At 69.6% G+C, this 16,939-nt stretch carries 16 protein-coding genes and 1 tRNA gene; 13 read left to right on the top strand and 4 right to left on the bottom strand.

Features of this window, described 5'->3' with window-relative positions:
* The first annotated feature begins 28 nt into the window (after window positions 1–28).
* Complete coding sequence (locus ABC271_RS11805) at window positions 29–412, top strand: cold-shock protein (protein ID WP_412926153.1); 384 nt, start codon at window positions 29–31, stop codon at window positions 410–412.
* Window positions 396–1,064: a DUF3027 domain-containing protein gene (locus ABC271_RS11800; RefSeq protein WP_412925048.1), complete on the top strand. Its 669-nt coding sequence runs from the start codon at window positions 396–398 to the stop codon at window positions 1,062–1,064. The genes ABC271_RS11805 and ABC271_RS11800 overlap by 17 nt, the downstream gene beginning before the upstream one ends.
* Before the next feature lie 91 nt (window positions 1,065–1,155).
* On the opposite strand, the gene serC is transcribed toward ABC271_RS11800, so the two are convergent.
* A complete protein-coding gene (gene serC, locus ABC271_RS11795; protein ID WP_412925047.1) occupies window positions 1,156–2,277 on the bottom strand; it encodes a phosphoserine transaminase in 1,122 nt (373 codons plus the stop codon).
* Window positions 2,278–2,373: 96 nt separating this feature from the next.
* On the opposite strand from serC, the gene ABC271_RS11790 reads away from it, so the two are divergent.
* From ABC271_RS11790 to ABC271_RS11755, 8 genes are all read left to right on the top strand, one after another.
* Window positions 2,374–3,072, top strand: coding sequence for an iron-dependent transcriptional repressor DtxR (locus tag ABC271_RS11790; RefSeq protein WP_412925046.1), 699 nt, complete (start codon window positions 2,374–2,376; stop codon window positions 3,070–3,072).
* Window positions 3,073–3,427: 355 nt separating this feature from the next.
* Window positions 3,428–4,225, top strand: a complete 798-nt coding sequence (locus ABC271_RS11785; protein ID WP_412925045.1) for a M23 family metallopeptidase — start codon at window positions 3,428–3,430, stop codon at window positions 4,223–4,225.
* A 337-nt stretch (window positions 4,226–4,562) separates the two neighbouring features.
* On the top strand, window positions 4,563–5,060 hold the full coding sequence (locus ABC271_RS11780; protein WP_412925044.1) for an HNH endonuclease: 498 nt from the start codon (window positions 4,563–4,565) through the stop codon (window positions 5,058–5,060).
* Between the two features lie 58 nt (window positions 5,061–5,118).
* The gene (locus ABC271_RS11775; protein ID WP_412925043.1) at window positions 5,119–5,676 is read left to right on the top strand and encodes a cysteine hydrolase family protein; all 558 of its coding nucleotides are present in this window, start codon (window positions 5,119–5,121) and stop codon (window positions 5,674–5,676) included.
* An 84-nt stretch (window positions 5,677–5,760) separates the two neighbouring features.
* Window positions 5,761–6,486 (top strand): hypothetical protein, encoded by a 726-nt coding sequence (locus tag ABC271_RS11770; protein ID WP_412925042.1) that lies wholly within the window; start codon window positions 5,761–5,763, stop codon window positions 6,484–6,486.
* Entirely contained in the window at window positions 6,486–8,030 is a 1,545-nt protein-coding gene (locus ABC271_RS11765; protein WP_412926152.1) for a DNA polymerase Y family protein, read from the top strand. Before ABC271_RS11770 ends, ABC271_RS11765 begins: the two co-directional genes overlap by 1 nt.
* Before the next feature lie 48 nt (window positions 8,031–8,078).
* The gene (locus tag ABC271_RS11760) at window positions 8,079–11,513 is read left to right on the top strand and encodes an error-prone DNA polymerase (protein ID WP_412925041.1); all 3,435 of its coding nucleotides are present in this window, start codon (window positions 8,079–8,081) and stop codon (window positions 11,511–11,513) included.
* A 66-nt stretch (window positions 11,514–11,579) separates the two neighbouring features.
* Window positions 11,580–12,536, top strand: coding sequence for a DUF2510 domain-containing protein (locus ABC271_RS11755; RefSeq protein WP_412925040.1), 957 nt, complete (start codon window positions 11,580–11,582; stop codon window positions 12,534–12,536).
* 15 nt (window positions 12,537–12,551) lie between these two features.
* On the opposite strand, the gene coaBC is transcribed toward ABC271_RS11755, so the two are convergent.
* Window positions 12,552–13,754 carry a bifunctional phosphopantothenoylcysteine decarboxylase/phosphopantothenate--cysteine ligase CoaBC gene (gene coaBC / locus ABC271_RS11750; protein WP_412925039.1) on the bottom strand — a complete coding sequence of 401 codons (1,203 nt, stop codon included), beginning with the start codon at window positions 13,752–13,754 and terminating at the stop codon, window positions 12,552–12,554.
* Between coaBC and ABC271_RS11745 the strand changes: the two genes are divergently transcribed.
* The 3 genes from ABC271_RS11745 (at window position 13,753) to ABC271_RS11735 (ending at window position 15,609) form a co-directional block, all read left to right on the top strand.
* Entirely contained in the window at window positions 13,753–14,619 is an 867-nt protein-coding gene (locus ABC271_RS11745; RefSeq protein ID WP_412925038.1) for an NRDE family protein, read from the top strand. The genes coaBC and ABC271_RS11745 overlap by 2 nt on opposite strands.
* 16 nt (window positions 14,620–14,635) lie before the next feature.
* Window positions 14,636–14,711, top strand: a tRNA-Arg gene (locus tag ABC271_RS11740).
* Between the two features lie 34 nt (window positions 14,712–14,745).
* Entirely contained in the window at window positions 14,746–15,609 is an 864-nt protein-coding gene (locus ABC271_RS11735; protein WP_412925037.1) for a DUF4436 family protein, read from the top strand.
* A gap of 49 nt (window positions 15,610–15,658) precedes the next feature.
* On the opposite strand, the gene ABC271_RS11730 is transcribed toward ABC271_RS11735, so the two are convergent.
* Both ABC271_RS11730 and ABC271_RS11725 read right to left on the bottom strand, forming a co-directional pair.
* The gene (locus ABC271_RS11730; protein ID WP_412925036.1) at window positions 15,659–15,943 is read right to left on the bottom strand and encodes a Fe-S cluster assembly protein HesB; all 285 of its coding nucleotides are present in this window, start codon (window positions 15,941–15,943) and stop codon (window positions 15,659–15,661) included.
* A gap of 125 nt (window positions 15,944–16,068) precedes the next feature.
* Window positions 16,069–16,920 (bottom strand): helix-turn-helix transcriptional regulator, encoded by an 852-nt coding sequence (locus ABC271_RS11725; RefSeq protein ID WP_412925035.1) that lies wholly within the window; start codon window positions 16,918–16,920, stop codon window positions 16,069–16,071.
* Window positions 16,921–16,939: the final 19 nt, after the last annotated feature.

Here is a 16,939-nt window from a genome sequence, read left to right as displayed (position 1 = left end):
GATCGCGCACACACTCAGCGAGGTGTCCATGCCCACCGGCAAGGTCAGGTTCTACGACGAAGAGAAGGGCTTCGGCTTCATCACCACCGATGACGGCCAGGACGTGTTCCTGCACGCCACCGCCCTACCCGCCGGGACCGCCGCGCCCAAGGCCGGCACGCGACTGGAGTTCGGTGTGGCCGATGGCAAGCGCGGTCTGCAGGCCCTGTCGGTGCGCGTGCTCGAGGCTCCCGTCAGCATGTCCAAGCGTTCCCGCAAGCCCGCTGATGACATGGCGATCATCGTCGAAGACCTCGTCAAGCTCCTCGACGGAATCGGCGGTGACCTGCGTCGCGGGCGCTACCCCAGCGGCGCACACGCGAACAAGATCGCTGCGGTCCTGCGTAAGGTCGCCGATGACTTCGAAGCCTGAGCCCGTCGCCGACGAGCGGCTGCTCCACGCGCACGACCTCGCGCTCGCGGCGTTGCGCGAGATCACCCCGGCCGACACCATCGGACCGGCGGTCGGTCATGTCGTGGAAGACGATGACGTCGTGTCGCTCTGGTTCCACACCCGCCTCGCCGGATACCCGGGCTGGCACTGGACCGTGACCCTCGCCGTCGTCGAGGGTGCCGAGCCGACCGTTCTCGAGACCGAGCTGCTTCCCGGCGAAGGTGCACTGCTCGCACCCGACTGGGTGCCCTGGGCGCAACGCCTCGCCGAGTACCAGGCCGCTCAGGTTGCGGCGGCCGCCGCGGGCGATGAGTCGGACGCGGACGATCTGGACGAGGACGACCTCGACGACGATGACCTCGACGACGATGACCTCGACGACGAGGATGCCGAAGACGAGTCCGACGACGATGAGGACGACGAGCCGAAGGCCCGGTTGCACGCCGGAGACCTCGACGGCGTCGACATCGACGAGCTGGACGAGTCCGCCGAGGGCTCGGACGATGACGATGTCGAGGGGGACGACTCCGATGACGATGTCGAGGGCGACGACTCGGATGACGAGGCCGACGACGAGGCCGCAGGCGACGACGAGCTCGATGACGACGACGAGCACGAGCGGAGCTACTGAGTCGACGCGTCGTCAGCGGCATCCTGCGCACGACCCCCGAAACGGCAGAAGCCGCCCCGCGCGAGCGGGGCGGCTTCTCGTCAGATGAGGGTCAGGCCTGGGGGAGGCGCTCGATCGTGTAGTCGATCGCGCCGATGAGACGGCGGACGTCGTCGGGCTCGATCGAGACGAAGGTCGCGATGCGCAGCTGATTGCGACCGAGCTTCCGGTACGGCTCGGTGTCGACGATCCCGTTCGCGCGAAGGCTCTTGGCAATGGCGGCGGCGTCGATCGACTCGTCGAAGTCGATCGTCACGACGACGGGGGAGCGGTCGGCGGGATCTGCCACGAACGGGGTCGCGACCTCGCTCGCCTCGGCCCAGTCGTAGAGAGCCGAGGACGACTCCGCCGTGCGGGCACCGGCCCAGGACAGGCCCCCGTTGTCGAGGATCCAGCCCAGCTGCTCATCCAGGAGCAGGAGAGTCGCCAGCGCCGGGGTGTTCAACGTCTGCTGCAGCCGGGAGTTGTCGACCGCGTTCTTCAAGCTGAGGAACTCGGGGATGTAACGACCGGATGCCGCGATCCGCTCGATCCGCTCGATCGCGGCGGGCGAGACGGCGGCGTACCAGAGTCCGCCGTCGGAGCCCAGGTTCTTCTGCGGAGCGAAGTAGTAGACATCGGCCTCGGCGACGTCGAAGTCGATCCCGCCCGCGGCGCTGGTCGCGTCGATGACGGTCAGCGCCCCGGCGTCGCCGTGCACGCGGGTGACGGGAGCGGCGACACCCGTCGAGGTCTCGTTGTGCGGCCACGCGTAGACGTCGACGCCCTCGACGGCTTCGAACGCCGCGCGCGTGCCGGGCTCGGCACGGCGCACGTCGGGTGCCTGCAGCCACGGCGCGGCGGCCGCGGCGGCGAACTTGCCGCCGAACTCGCCGGAGACGAGGTTCTGGCTGCGGTTCTCGATGAGACCGAAGGCCGCGGCATCCCAGAAGGCCGTCGAACCGCCGTTGCCGAGGATGATCTCGTAGCCCTCGGGCAGGCGGAACAGCTCGGCGAGCCGCTCCCGCGTGCTGGCGACGAGGTTCTTCACCGGCGCCTGGCGGTGCGAGGTTCCGAGGATGGTGGCGCCACGGGTGACGAGTGCTTCGAGCTGCGCACCGCGCACCTTCGAAGGGCCGCATCCGAAGCGGCCGTCGGCGGGCAGGAGGTCGGTGGGAAGGTCCACATGCGGCATGCGTCGATTCTAGGGCGGGGGTCAGGCGAGACCGGCGCGTGTGTCGTATGGGGTCGGTAGGCTGAGAAGACCGCCACGACGCCCGAGGATTGCTGAATGACCGATCTCATCGACACCACCGAGATGTACCTGCGCACCATCCTCGAGCTGGAGGAAGAGAACATCGTCCCCCTGCGTGCCCGCATCTCGGAACGTCTCGGTCACTCGGGTCCGACCGTCTCGCAGACGGTCGGCCGCATGGAGCGCGACGGACTCGTCGTCGTGTCGGAAGACCGCCGACTCGAGCTCACCGACGACGGACGACAGAAGGCCGTCGACGTCATGCGCAAGCATCGCCTGGCCGAGCGCTTGCTCAGCGATGTGATCGGTCTCGACTGGGCGTATGTCCACGACGAGGCCTGCCGCTGGGAGCACGTCATGAGCGAGCAGGTCGAGCGCCGCCTCGTCGAACTGCTCGGGCACCCCACCGAGTCGCCCTACGGCAACCCGATCCCCGGGCTGGATCAGCTCGGCGACGTCGCCAGCATGACGTTCGAACAGGGCGTCGTGGGACTGGTGCGGAGGCTGACGGATGCCGGTGGGCCGATCTCGGGTACCGTTCGACGTCTCGCCGAGCCGGCGCAGGTCGATCCCGAGCTTCTTCAGCAGTTGAAGGCCGCCGGTGTCATGCCCGGTGCCCGCGGCGGCTTCCGCTTCAACGAGGGCTACGTCCTCGTCGAGATGGACGGGGTCGACGACGGCCTCGAACTGCCCGTCGAAGTCGCGTCGCACATCTTCCTCGTCGACGAGGCCTGACCTCCACCGTCCGGCGGGTCGTCGCATCCCGGCCATCTCCTGTACACCCCGTCGCCTGGCGTGACAGTTTCGTTATCTTCGGGTAGCCTCTGAAGGTCCACAGGCGAGAAGCCCGCCGTCGGACCCCTCGCGGTTTGCCTCATCGGCTCGTCGTCCGCAGAGGGTGAAGCCCGCACATCGTGCCCCCAAATCGAGTGCTGACGAGCCAGCGTACGAACGCAGAGGCGCCGGAGGAAATTTGGCTGAACACACCGATCCCGTTGAGGACCTGCCCGAGGTCCGCGTAGCGGGTCAGACTCGAAAGAGCGCGCGCGCTGCGGTCACCCGACCCGCCCGCCGCCCCCAGCGAACCCCCGTGGTCGCCTCGCCGACGGTCGCCCGACCCGCTTCGGCGCCCCGCTCCGGCTCGTCCTTCCGGCGAGGAGGGAAGCCTCTGCGCAGCGCGGTCATCCTGTCGATGGTCGCCGGCCTCGTCGCGACGGTCGCCATCCCCGCGTACGCCGCTTCTCTGCCCGCGGCCGAGACGATGACGCTGCAAGAGATGTCGGCTCCCGACAACCAGTCGCTCGTCGTCGCGTCGAACGCGAACGCCGAGACTCTCGATCGCAGCAGCTACTCGGCCACCACGGCCGAAGAGATCCAGAAGAAGAAGGATCAGGAAGCCGCCGCCGCGGCTGCCGCCGAACGTGCGCGCCAGCTGGCCGCCAGCGCGAACGTCGCCGTCTCCTCGATCAACCTCAACATGACCGCGCCCGGCTCGGGCGAGGTGCGTTGGCCGCTCACGAACTACATCCTGGGCCGCGGTCTGTGGGACTCCGGCTACCACCAGGGCGTCGACCTGCTCGCGCCTCAGGGGCAGCCCATCTTCGCCGCCGCCGGCGGTGTGGTGAGCGTGTCGTCCGAGAGCTACGGCGGTTACGGCGTCGGCATCGTCATCGAGCACGTCATCAACGGCCAGAAGGTCTCCACGACCTACGGCCACATGACCTATGGCAGCCGTCAGGTTCAGGCGGGTCAGACCGTCGCCGCGGGACAGCTCATCGGACTCGTCGGTTCGACGGGCAGCTCGACCGCCAACCATTTGCACTTCGAGGTGCACATCAATGGTTCCGTGGTCGACCCCTACGCCTGGCTGCAGCAGAACGCGGGCTGATCACACCCCTCAGACGGCGTGTCGGAGACCATCGTTCTCCGACACGCCGTCTGTCGTTTCCCTGTGGAGCGGACCCCGGGCGTGTCGCCGTGGGTTAGCCTGTTCGCGACGTCGGGAGAACCGAAGGGAAAGCTGATGGACACCATGCCTCGCATCCGCACCATGGATGCGCTCGGGCTGCTCGTTCTTCGGCATCGTGTGAGCGGATGCCGCGGGTTCACCGCGACTTCTGAGGCGCTGTCTGCATAGACGGCGCCTTTTTCATACCCCTGCAGCTCTCTTTCCGTCACGAGTCGAACATCCGAGAAGCCGTCTCGGCCATTCGAGAGGAAACGGAATGCGCACACTGGTGCTGAACGCCGGCTACGAGCCGCTCGCCGTGGTGTCGTTCAAGCGAGCCCTCGTGCTCGTGATGAACGAGAAGGCCACCGTCGTCGAACGCGTGGACGGTGATCCTGTCTGGGCAGCGGCGGGCACGTACGATCGTCCCGCGGTGATCATCCTGACCCGTTACGTGCGCGTTCCCGGCGCGCGTCGCGTGCCGGTGACCCGTCGGGGGGTGCTGCGTCGCGACGCGCACCGCTGCGGGTACTGCGGGAAGGCCGCTTCCACGATCGACCATGTGCTGCCCCGGTCACGCGGGGGCAAGGACACGTGGGAGAACCTGGTCGCGTGCTGCTTGCGCTGCAACAACGTCAAGGGCGACCGCACGCCCCAGGAGATGATGTGGGAGTTGCGGCTGGTCCCGGCTCCTCCGCACGGATCCTCGTGGACGGTTCGCGGAGTCGACAAGTCCGACCCGCGCTGGGAGCCGTACCTGGCGCTCGCGGCGTAACGCCCGGTCGCCCGGGGCCGGTGGTGCGCGGCATCCCGGTCGGTGGTGTGATGGGGGCATGACTCGTGCTCTCCTCGTGATCGACATGCAGCGTGGTTTCGACGACCTCGACTTCTGGGGCCCGACCGCCAACCCGGACTGCGAGGCGAACGTGGCGGCGCTCGTCGACCGGTGGAAATCCGATGACGAGCCCGTGGTCGTCGTGCGGCACGACTCCCGGTCGGAGGGATCGCCGCTGCATCCCTCGTCGCCGGGCAACGCCCTCGTCGACGCCGTCGCGGTGGTCGAGCCGGCGCTCCTCCTCACGAAGAACGTCAACTCGGCCTTCTACGGTGACCCCGACCTGCATGCGTGGCTGGGGGAGCATGGCATCCGGGAACTGGTGATCTGCGGTATTCAGACGAATATGTGCGTGGAGACCACGGCACGGATGGCGGGCAACCTCGGATACGACGTGACTGTCGTCCTGGATGCCACTCGCACCTTCGATCTGTCGGCCGAGATCGCGGGTCTGGGAACTGTCACACGCACGGCGGCCGAGCTGATGACCTCGACCGCGCTCGTGCTGCAGCAGGGAGGTTTCGCCCGCGTCGTGCGGACCGCTGACATGATCTGAGCCGCCCGCAGCGATGTCGGAGGGTGATCGTATCTTCGAAACACAGGGATTGAGAGTGTAGAACACATGTTCTAACCTGTGGGAGTGAGGGCGATCGTGCGAGACCAGGCGGAGGCCGTTCCCGATATCCACGCGCTCCGCGATCGCCTCGAGCGGATGCAGGGGCGTCGCATGGACGCGCCGGTGCTGCCGACGCATCCCGCCTTCACGTCGCTGCTTCCCGGAGGGGGTCTCCGTTCCGGATCGGCGTACGCGATCGCTCGCTCGATGTCTCTGCTGCTGGCGCTCATGGCACGTCCTTCGCAGGACGGGGCATGGTGCGGTGTCGTCGGCATGCCCGAGCTGGGTGCCGAGGCCGCCGAGAAGTACGGTCTCGATCTGGACCGTCTGGTCTTCATCCCTGATCCCGGCCCGCGATGGCTGGCGGTAACGGCCACGATCGCCGAGGTCCTGCCCGTCGTGGCTGTTCGCCCGCCGGTGGGAGCGAACACCGCGCGCGGGGGTGCCGAAGCCACTCGGCTCGCGGCGCGGCTGCGTGACCGCGGCACCGTGCTGCTGGTGCAGGGGGCCTGGCCGCAGGCGGAGGCGGTGATCGACGTCGCGGACCCCCGGTGGGCGGGGCTCGGGCAGGGGCACGGTTATCTCGCCGGCCGTGAGCTCACGGTGTCGGTCAGCAGTAAACGCACCCCCACGGCGCGTCGCGCTCGCATGCTGCTCCCCGCGGCCGACGGATCGATCGAACTGCTCGGTGCCCCCACCGAGAGGCTCGTCCCGCGTGAGCAGACGGAATATCGAAGGGTGGCGGGATGATGCGCGAGCCCACCCGCAGCCTCGTCCTCTGGCTCCCCGACTGGCCGGTGTCGGCGTATCGCCGCGAAGCGGCTCGGCCACCGCGAGACGACGCGCCCTTGGCGGTGTTCGAGAACAACATGGTCGTGGCGTGTTCGGCGGCGGCGCGTGCCCAGGGGGTGCGGAGAGGGCAACGGCGTCGTGATGCGCAGGCGCTGTGTCCGTCGGTGATCGTCGTCACCGCCGACCACGTCCGCGACGCACGAGTCTTCGCCCCGGTCGTCGCCCTGGTGGAAGAGCACGCACCGGGGGTGCAGATCGTGCGTCCCGGGCTCTGCGCGCTTCGCGCCCGTGGGCCCGCGCGTTACTACGGGGGCGAAGAAGAAGCGGCGCGCATGCTCGTGCGGCTTCTCGTGGCGGAAGGGTTCACCGATGTCCGCGCGAGCGTCGCCGACGGCGTCTTCACCGCCGAGCACGCCGCCCGTGTCACCCGCGCGGATGATCCCGTGCGCGTGGTGCCAGGCGGACAGGCTTCCACCTTCCTCGCGCCGCTGCCGGTGACCACGCTCGACGACGGCGATCTGGCGAGTCTGTTGGCCCGTCTCGGGGTGCACACGCTGGGAGAGTTCGCCGCGATGCCCGTCGAGCGCGTCCGCGAGCGCTTCGCCGAGCGGGGGGCGCGACTCCATGCTCTCGCCTCCGGGCGTGATTCCCAGCCGGTGCAGCCTCGCACACCGCCGCCCGAACTCCGCCGCGAGGTCGCCTTCGAGCCGCCGCTCGAGCTCGCCGACCAGATCGCCTTCGGCATGCGAGTGGCCGCCGAAGAGTTCATCGCCCGGCTGGGAGCGCAGAACCTGGTGTGCACCGAGTTGCGTGTGGTGCTCTCGGGCGAACGGGGGGAGCGCAGCGAGCGCGTGTGGCTGCATCCGGGCTCGTTCGACGCCGGCGCCGTGGTCGACCGTGTGCGGTGGCAACTCGCCGAAGACGGTCGCGGCATTTTCGGCAGCGGCGTGGCCGAGGTCTCCATCGAGCCGGAAGCGGTGGACGACGCGTCGCACCACGCCAAGGGTCTCTTCGGCGCCGGGCCCGACGAGAAAGTGCATCATGCCCTCTCCCGGGTGCAGGCCATGCTCGGCCATCGCGCGGTCGTCACCCCGGTCGTGGGAGGCGGACGTTGGCTCGCCGAGCGCCAGGTGTCGGTTCCGTGGGGAGACCGTGCGGTCACGGCGAAAGACCGTACCCGTCCCTGGCCGGGGAGCCTCCCCGACCCCCTGCCGGCGACGGTGTACCCCGAGCCCCGGCTGGTCGAGGTCACCGACATCGCGGGAGCCTCGGTGACCGTGGGGGAGCGCGATGTGCTGAGCGCGCCACCGGCGATCCTCGACGCCGGTGGACGGCGGGTGCGGATCCGTGAGTGGGCGGGGCCCTGGCCGATCAGCGAACGCGGATGGGATCCGTTGCGGCGCCGGCGCGCCCACCGCTTCCAGGTGGTCGACGCCGACGGCGGTGCGTGGCTGCTCGTCGTCGAAGAGGGGGAATGGCGGGCGGAGGGACGCTATGACTGAACGTCCTCGTGCCCAGGCCGCGAGCGCCCGGCAGACGGGGGAGCGCTGATGGGCTTCCACAACCCGCCCGTGAAGTGGTCGGAGCTCGAACGAGCCCTGAGCGATACGCGACGTCCGGTCTCCGCACCCGCGAACGGTGACGGGGGCGACAGCCCGGCGTGGTCGCACAAGCGCGGGCCGTACGTCCCTCCCACGATCGAGCGTCCCGTCGATGCGGTCCCGTACGCCGAACTGCACGCGCACTCGTCCTACTCCTTCCTCGACGGGGCGTCTTCGCCAGAAGAACTCGTGGAGGAGGCCGAGAGGCTCGGTCTTCACGCGCTCGCTCTCACCGATCACGACGGGTTCTACGGCATCGTCCGGTTCGCCGAGGCCGCGGAGGCCCGCACCGTGCGCACCGTCTTCGGTGCCGAGCTCTCGCTCGGGCTCCCGGGACCGCAGAACGGTCAGCCCGACCCCGCGGGCTCCCATCTGCTCGTCCTCGCGCGAGGAGAAGAGGGATACCACCGTCTCGCCGCGGCGATCACCCACGCCCAGCTCTCCGGTGGTGAGAAGGGGCGGCCGGTCTACGACCTCCCCGACCTCGCCGATCGTGCCGGCGGTCCGGCCGATCCGCAGTGGGCGGTGCTCACCGGATGCCGGAAGGGGATGGTTCGTCAGGCGCTGGCATCCGAGGGTCCCGTGGGGGCCGCGCGCGCGCTCGACCGCCTGGTCGATCTGTTCGGATCCGAGTCCGTGCAGGTCGAGTTGATCAACCACGGCAGTCCTCTCGATTCGGTGCACAATGACCTGCTCGCCGCTCTCGCTGCGGAGCGCGGACTCCCCGTGCTCGCCACGAACAACGTGCACTATGCGGCACCGCAGAAGGAGCTGCTGGCCGCTGCCGTCGCCGCCGTGCGCGCCAATCGCAGTCTCGACGAACTCGATGGATGGCTGCCCGCGCACGCCGGCGCCCACTTGCGCTCCGGTGCCGAGATGGCGGCGCGGTTCGCCCGATATCCGGGGGCGGTCGCGCACACCGTTTCGCTCGCCGACGAGCTCGCCTTCCCGTTGCGCCGCGCGAAGCCCGCGCTTCCGAAGCAGACCGTCCCCGAGGGGCACACCCCGATGTCGTGGCTGCGGCACCTGGTGTGGGAGGCCGTGCCCCGCAAGTATCCGAACCTGTCCGCCGCCGACCGCGATCGCATCGAGCGCGAACTCGCGGTCATCGAGATGAAGGACTTCCCTGGCTACTTCCTCATCGTCTACGGCATCGTCGCCGAGGCCCGGCGGCGCGGCATCCTGTGCCAGGGGCGGGGATCGGCAGCGAACAGCGCCGTCTGCTACTTGCTCGACATCACGGCGGTCGACTCGATCTTCTACCAATTGCCGTTCGAACGATTCCTGTCGAGCCTCCGCGACGAAGAGCCCGATATCGACGTCGACTTCGACTCCGACCGCCGCGAAGAGATCATCCAATGGGTCTACGAGACCTATGGCCGCGACCGCGCGGCGCAGGTGGCGAACGTCATCCAGTACCGGCCCAAGAACGCCGTGCGCGACATGGCCCGGGCCTTGGGGCACTCGCCCGGCCAGCAGGACGCCTGGTCGAAGCAGGTCGAACGGTGGGGCGCGACGCTCGAGTCCGGCGCCGATCACGACATCCCCGACGAGGTCATCGAGTTCGCGTCCGAACTGTTGAAGGCGCCGCGGCATCTCGGCATCCACTCCGGCGGCATGGTGCTCACGGACCGCCCCGTCGGAGAAGTCGTGCCGATCGAGCACGCGCGCATGGAGAACCGCACGGTGATCCAGTGGGACAAGGATGACGCCGCCTGGATGGGGCTGGTGAAGTTCGATCTGCTGGGGCTCGGCATGCTCGCGGCGTTGCAGTACTGCTTCGACCTGATCCGGGATGCCACGGGCGAGCGGTGGGAGCTGTCGACGCTGCCCAAGGAAGAGAAGGCGGTCTACGACATGCTCTGCCGCGCCGACTCGATCGGTGTGTTCCAGGTGGAGTCGCGCGCCCAGATGGGACTGTTGCCACGCCTGCAGCCCCGTCGCTTCTATGACCTGGTGGTGCAGATCGCCCTGATCCGGCCCGGGCCCATCCAGGGTGGGGCGGTGCATCCGTTCGTGCGACGCAAGCTCGGGCAGGAGCCGATCACGTATGTGCACGAACGACTCCGCCCGGTGCTCGAGCGCACGATGGGTGTTCCTGTCTTCCAGGAGCAGCTCATGCAGATGGCCGTCGCGGTGGGCAATTGCTCCGCCGAAGACGCCGACCTGTTGCGTCGGGCGATGGGGTCGAAGCGTGGGCTCGAACGCATCGATTCGCTCCGCGAGAAGCTCTACGCGGGCATGGCAGAGAACAACCTGGTCGGTGCGGTGGCCGACGAGCTGTACGCCAAGATCCAGGCGTTCGCGAACTTCGGTTTCGCCGAGTCGCACTCGTTGTCGTTCGCGCTGCTGGTCTACGCCAGCTCGTGGATCAAGCTGCACTATCCCGCGGCGTTCCTCGCGGGGCTGTTGCGTGCGCAACCGATGGGGTTCTACTCGCCCGCGACTCTCACCGCCGACGCGCGCCGCCACGGGGTGCGGGTACGACGCCCCGATCTGCTGCGCTCGGGTGTCGAGGCGGGACTCGAGCCCCTCGATGACGAGAGCGGGGCGACGGATGCCGGCCACCGACGTCCCGCGACCGGACTCGACGCGTGCGCGTGCGCCGACCAGCCGCCGACAGGAGACTTCGACCGTTCGGCCCCCGATGAGTCCGAAGCGCACCGCCGCGACGGAGCGTTCGCGGTGCGCATGGGGCTGGCCGGAGTGACGGGCATCGGCGTCAAGGTCGCCGAGCGCATCGTGGCGGAGCGTGAGCGCGGCGGTGCATACCGCGACCTCCGTGATCTCGTGCGCCGAACCGGACTGGTGACCGCGCAGCTCGAAGCTCTCGCGACGGCGGGGGCGTTCGAGTGCCTCGGACACGCGCGACGGGAGGCGATCTGGCTGTCGGGTTCGGCGGCGCTGGATCGGCCGGAGTTCCTGCCTGACACCGTGGCGTTCGTGCAGCCTCCGCTGTTCACCGACCCGTCGAGCTACGAGGTGCTCGCCGCTGACCTCTGGGCGACGGGGCTCTCCACCGACGACCATCCGCTCACCCATTTCCGCTCGGCCCTCGATGCGCGCGGCGTGCTGACGTCGCGGGAATTGCGCACGGCCGAGACGGACCGGCGGGTCGAGGTGGCGGGACTCGTCACGCATCGGCAGCGGCCGGCGACGGCATCGGGGATCACGTTCCTCAACCTCGAGGACGAGCACGGGCTGATGAACATCGTGTGCTCGGTGGGGGTGTGGAACCGGTATCGACGGATCGTGCGGGAGTCGCCCGCGCTCATCGTGCGCGGGATGCTCGAGAGGTCGGTCGAGGGGGTCACGAACGTGGTCGCCGATGGGTTCACCGACCTGCGCGTCGGGGTCTCGCACGCCTCCCGGGACTTCCGGTGATCGCGGGGGCCGTCATTAGACTCAGGGGACACGCATGCCACGGCGACGCACCACAGGGGGAACGACATGACCGACACGCCCACTCCGCCCGAAGGCTGGTACCCCGACCCCGCGGGCAGCGGCGGACTTCGCCGATGGGACGGCGCCGCGTGGACCGACGACGTCCGCCCGCCCGCCCCCGAAGCACCGGCCGCACCGACCGCCGACTCCCCGCAGAGCCCCGCGCAAGAGCCCGTCGCTCCGCCCGTGCCCCCGGTGGCTCCGGCGTCGCCCGCGGCTGACGCCGCCGCGCCCGCGAGCTCCGCGACCTACCCCGACGCCCCCACGTCCTCCGACGCCCCCGCCTATCCCGGCGCTTCCACGTCGTCCGGCGCACCCGCCTACCCCGGCGCGCCCGCCTACCCCGGCGCGCCCGCCTACCCCGGCTCCGGTGCCACCTACTCCGGCGCACCCGCCTACCCCGGCTCCGGCGCGCCCGCCTACCCCGGCGCGACGGCGGTGTCCTCGACGAGTTCCCCCGTCCGCCGCGACATCCCGACGAACACCGTCTGGATCTGGCTCGTCGTCGCGTTGCCGCTGCTGTCCGTCCTGGTGCTTTTCCTCTTCGACTGGACGACGTTCGTCCAGGAGTCGATCTACGCCTCGGCCTTCCCCGAGCAGGCGCCCTATGCCGCTTCGTCGTCTCTCGCGGTGTCGGCCGGGGCATCGGTGTTCAGCTTCGTCGTCGCCGCCCTCACGGTGCTGTTCTCGTTCCTCGACTGGCGTCAGCTGCGCGCCCGTGGCATCGAGAAGCCGTTCCACTGGGCCTTCAGCTTCTTCGTGCTCGTGATCTCCAGCGGCGGCGTGTACATCATCGGCCGCGCGGTGGTCCTCCGCCGGCAGACGGGCAAGGGACTCGGTCCGGTGTGGGGATGGATCGCGGTGACTGTCGTCACGATCGTCGCCGTCTCGATCTGGATCGTGGTCCTTCTGAACGCCATGCTCCCGCTGATCGAGCAGCTCCAGTACTACAACGGGTACTGAGCCCTCTCCGGGACGTCAGCGCGAGCGCGCCGCGAGCACCGCGTCCAGCAGCGCGTGGGCGGTGTCGTCCTTCGAGCCGGATGCCGACGCCAGGACATCGCCGCGACGCCCGATGATCGTGAGGGCATTCTCGGTGCACTCGAAACCGCGGGTCCACCCGACGGCGTTCGCGGCGAGGAGGTCCACGCCCTTCCGCGCGGCTTTGGCGCGGGCCCGTTCGATGAGCTCGTCCTCGCTGGCGACGGTCTCGGCGGCGAACGCCACGATCGTCTGCCCCGGGCGCCGGGCGGCGACGAGCCCGGCGACGATGTCCCGGTTCTCGACGAGCTCGAGCGTGAGTCTCTCGGGGGAGTCCTGTTTGCGGAGCTTGTGCTCCGACACGGCGGCGACGGAGTAGTCGGCGACCGCCGCGGCCATGATGATGACATCGGCCTCGGGGGCGGAGGCATCCATCGCCCGTCCGAGTTCGTCGGCGGTGCCCACCGAGATCACATCGAGGCGCGGATCCGGCCGGACATCGGCGTCGAGGTGCGCCGCGACCAGAGTCACGGTCGCGCCGCGATCGGCGGCCGCGCGCGCGATGGCGACGCCCTGTCGTCCGCTCGAACGGTTGCCGACGAAGCGCACGGGGTCGATCGGTTCGCGTGTGCCGCCGGCGCTCACGAGTATCGACACCCCGGCGAGGTCTCGCGGCCGTTCCACCAGGGCAAGGGCCACGGCGGCGATCTCCTCGGGCTCGGACATGCGCCCCGGGCCACTGTCGCCACCGGTGAGTGCGCCATCGGCCGGGCCGACGACGTGCACGCCTCGGGCGCGGAGGACTTCCATGTTGTGGGCGGTGGCGGGATGACGCCACATCTCGGTGTGCATCGCGGGGGCGACCACGACCGGCGCGGTCGTCGCCAGCAGCGTCGTACCGAGCAGGTCGGAGGCGAGTCCGGCCGTCATCGAGGCGAGCGTGTTGGCGGTGGCCGGAGCCACGATGACGAGGTCCGCGGATTGGCCGAGCGACACGTGTCGCACGCGCGCCACGTCGTCGTGCACCGACGTGGTCACGGGATTGCGGCTGATCGCCTCCCACGTCGGCAACCCCACGAACCGCAGCGCGTCGTCGGTGGGGATGACGTGCACGTCGTGTCCCGCTTTCACCAGCAGCCGGACGAGTCCGACGGTCTTGTAGGCGGCGATGCCCCCGGTCACTCCCACGACGACGAACATGGCCCCAGTCTTCCAGGTGGATGCCATCGGTCGGCGCGCCGACCTCGGCCAGTGTCGTGCTGCCCGCGTCACGGCATCCATCGTCCGCGCACCCGCCCCGCTCGAATTCGATCCCGGTAGCGTGGGAGGAATGTGCACCGTGGTCATCGACGTCCCCACCGGCAGCGGTCAGCCCGTGCGGGTCCTGGCCGTCCGGGACGAGGACCGACACCGCCCGTGGCGCGGATTCGGTCCGTGGTGGCCCGAGCAGCCCGGCGTGAGCGGCGTGCGCGATGATCGCGCGGGAGGCGCCTGGCTCGCGGTCGACGCGAACGCACGGCGTCTGGCCGTTCTGTTGAACCGAGAGGACGTATCCGATCGCTCCGACGAGGAGGTCGTCAGCCGTGGTGGCATCGCCCTGCAGTCCGTCGCCGGGACGCTCCCTCAGACACCGCCGACCCGCGGATTCAACCTCGTGGAGGTGGATGCCGATGGCGCCACCGTCGTGGAATGGGACGGGATCGTCGCCCGCCGCACGCGCCTCGCGCCCGGCACACACATGATCGCCCACCACAGCCCGGACGATCCTTCCACTCCACGGGTCGGGCGCTGGCTGCAGGACTTCCGTCGGGTCGGAATCGCGGAGGGCGAGGACTGGTGGGAGCCGTGGTTGGGGATCGTCGCGGCATCAACCGCCGACCCGTCCGCCTCGATCCTTCGCCGCGACGCGCACGACGACGTCGTTCTGGAATCACTGCTGGTGTGTGCCGCGACGGTGGGCGCCGAGGGCGTCGATGTCCGCGAGGCCGTGCTGTCCGAGCCGGGGGAGTGGGACGACGCGCTTGCCGACCAACTGCGCGCAGGCACCCCGGCGCGCCCGCAGTAGGCTTAAACGCAGTCCCGCCTCCGTAGCTCAGGGGATAGAGCGCCGCACTCCTAACGCGGGCGTCGCAGGTTCGAATCCTGTCGGGGGCACCACGGTCCGGGCTCGCCCCTCTGCCACACTGAGGTCGTGAGCAGCTCCGCGCCCTCCCGCCGCCGCACCGTCCTGTGGACGGTCGCCTGCGTCGTCGTCTTCGCCGCGCTCTACGCCACCGTCGTCGGCCTGTACGCGGGCAGCGGCGACATCGTGACCAGCGGTGAGGGGGAGACGTCCGGCGACACGGTCGCGCTGTCGCTGACGCCCGAGAAGATGGATGCCACCACCAACCGCTTCGCTGTGTCGATCGTGCCGACGCAGGGCGAGGACGGCACGGTGACGAACGGGTTGGTCGCGTGGCGTCCTTTCGGCGTGCTCGTCTCGGCCGTGGCGGGTTCGAAGGCGACGGAGTATGCCGCGGACGACCTGATCTCGCCCATCGAGACCTCGCTCGTGATGGACGGCCAGATCGAGAACTGGCCATTCGACCGCTATTCGGTGCGGTCGATCATGATGGCGGTCGAGGAGGATGCCAGCGGCGAATCGGTTCCGCTGCCGACGACCGTTCAGCCGTCGAAACGCGGCATCCCGGGGTGGGACATCTCCGTGGCGGAGACTCCGTTGGGCGACGGTGTGCTCGCGGTCGACATCACCCTCACGCGATCAGGATCCACGGTCGTCTTCGGTATCGTGCTGCTCTCGCTCATGGTGATCATCCCGGTGCTGGTCGTGACCGTCGCCGTCATCGTGCTGCGCGGGGGACGCAAGGTGGAGGTCACGGTTCTGGGATGGATGGGCGCGATGCTCTTCGCGACGATCCCGCTTCGCAACTTCTTGCCGGGCTCCCCGCCGATCGGGTCGTGGATCGATTACCTCATCGTGCTGTGGGTGCTGGCCGCCCTTGTCGCCGGGCTCGTCCTCTTCGTCGTCGCCTGGATCAGGCGCGGTCCGGCCTGAGCGGACACGACGATGCCCCGGCACGCGGCCGGGGCATCGTCGAATCGCCTCAGGCCTGGGCGGTGACGGCGAACTGCACCGATCCCTGCCCGTCGATCTGCGCGTCGAGCACGCGGTCGTCGAGCACCTGCGCGGCGTCTTCGTCGAGGAAGACGCGGGCGCCGGAGTTCTCCACGACGGCGTCCTGCGGCTCGGGGCCGTCGACGACCGACAGGCGGAACTGCGAGTCGGGGGAGCCGGCGCCCTCGATGCGCACACCGCCCTGGGCGGCATCCGGCAGTTGGGCGGCGATGGTCTTGACGGCGGTGGTGGCCTCTTCGGTGAGCGTCAGCATGGGTGACTCTCCTTCTGTGTCGACGTCAGGGGCCAGCCACGATTCCGAGAATTCGCGCGAGTCTCAACCTCACCGCGCCATTGCCAGGGGATTCTCACGGACCGTTCAGGACGGCCTCACGGGGCTCAGGGCAGGAGGCCCACCCGCCGCGCACGGGCGACCGCGGCGTGTCGGGTCGAGGCATCCAGTTTCGACATCGCCGACGCGAGATAAGACTTCACTGTCGTCTCTCGAAGGTTCAGGGATGCCGCGATCTCGCCGTTGGTGGAGCCGACCGCCGCACACGCCAGCACGTCGATTTCGCGTCGCGACAGGTGGATGCCGGCTGCCTCGGCATCGGCCGTCGCATCACCGGAGAGCGAGGCGAGGCGGGACTCGAGCTCTTCCAGACGGCGGCGAACGTCGTCGTCGCCCACGGTGGCGGCGATGCTGCGCAGTTGCGCGTAGCTCTGACGGATCTCTTCCCTCGCCCCGGCGCTCAAGCCATCGCCGCCCGGGCTGGCCGCGGCCAGCCGCCGGTCGACCTCGTCGCGGACCCGTAGCTCGGTACCGAGCTCGCTGGCGATGTCGAACGCCGGTCGCGCTTCGCGTTCCCCGAGGGGAGCCTGCGCCCACGACCCGCAATAGAGCACCCCGCGGGCGTTCCCCCGGACCAGCACGGGCACGGCGAACAGGGTCGCGATGCCCTCGCCGAGGATGGCGCGGTCGTAGTCGTGCGTGATCGTCCGGGCGGTGCGGTAGTCGAGGGCGAGGCGCGGGCGCCGCTCGACGAGCGCCCGACCGCCCAGTCCACGATCGGCATGGACGACGAGACCTTCGATGCTGCGCGTGCGCGCCCCGACGATCGTCGAGACATGAATCGCGCCGTCGTGTTCGAGGCCGCCGAAAGCGACGGGGAAGTGGGTCCGACGCGCGAGCTCGGCCACGGCGTGCGACACGAGTGTCGCGTCGTCGCGCAGTGCGGCCGGTGTTCCCACGAACTACCTACTTCCGGGG

This window comes from Microbacterium canaveralium (assembly GCF_047238045.1).
GTDB lineage: Bacteria > Actinomycetota > Actinomycetes > Actinomycetales > Microbacteriaceae > Microbacterium.
The sequence above is the reverse complement of the archived record's forward strand: the minus strand, read 5'-3'. Positions and strand labels throughout refer to the sequence as shown.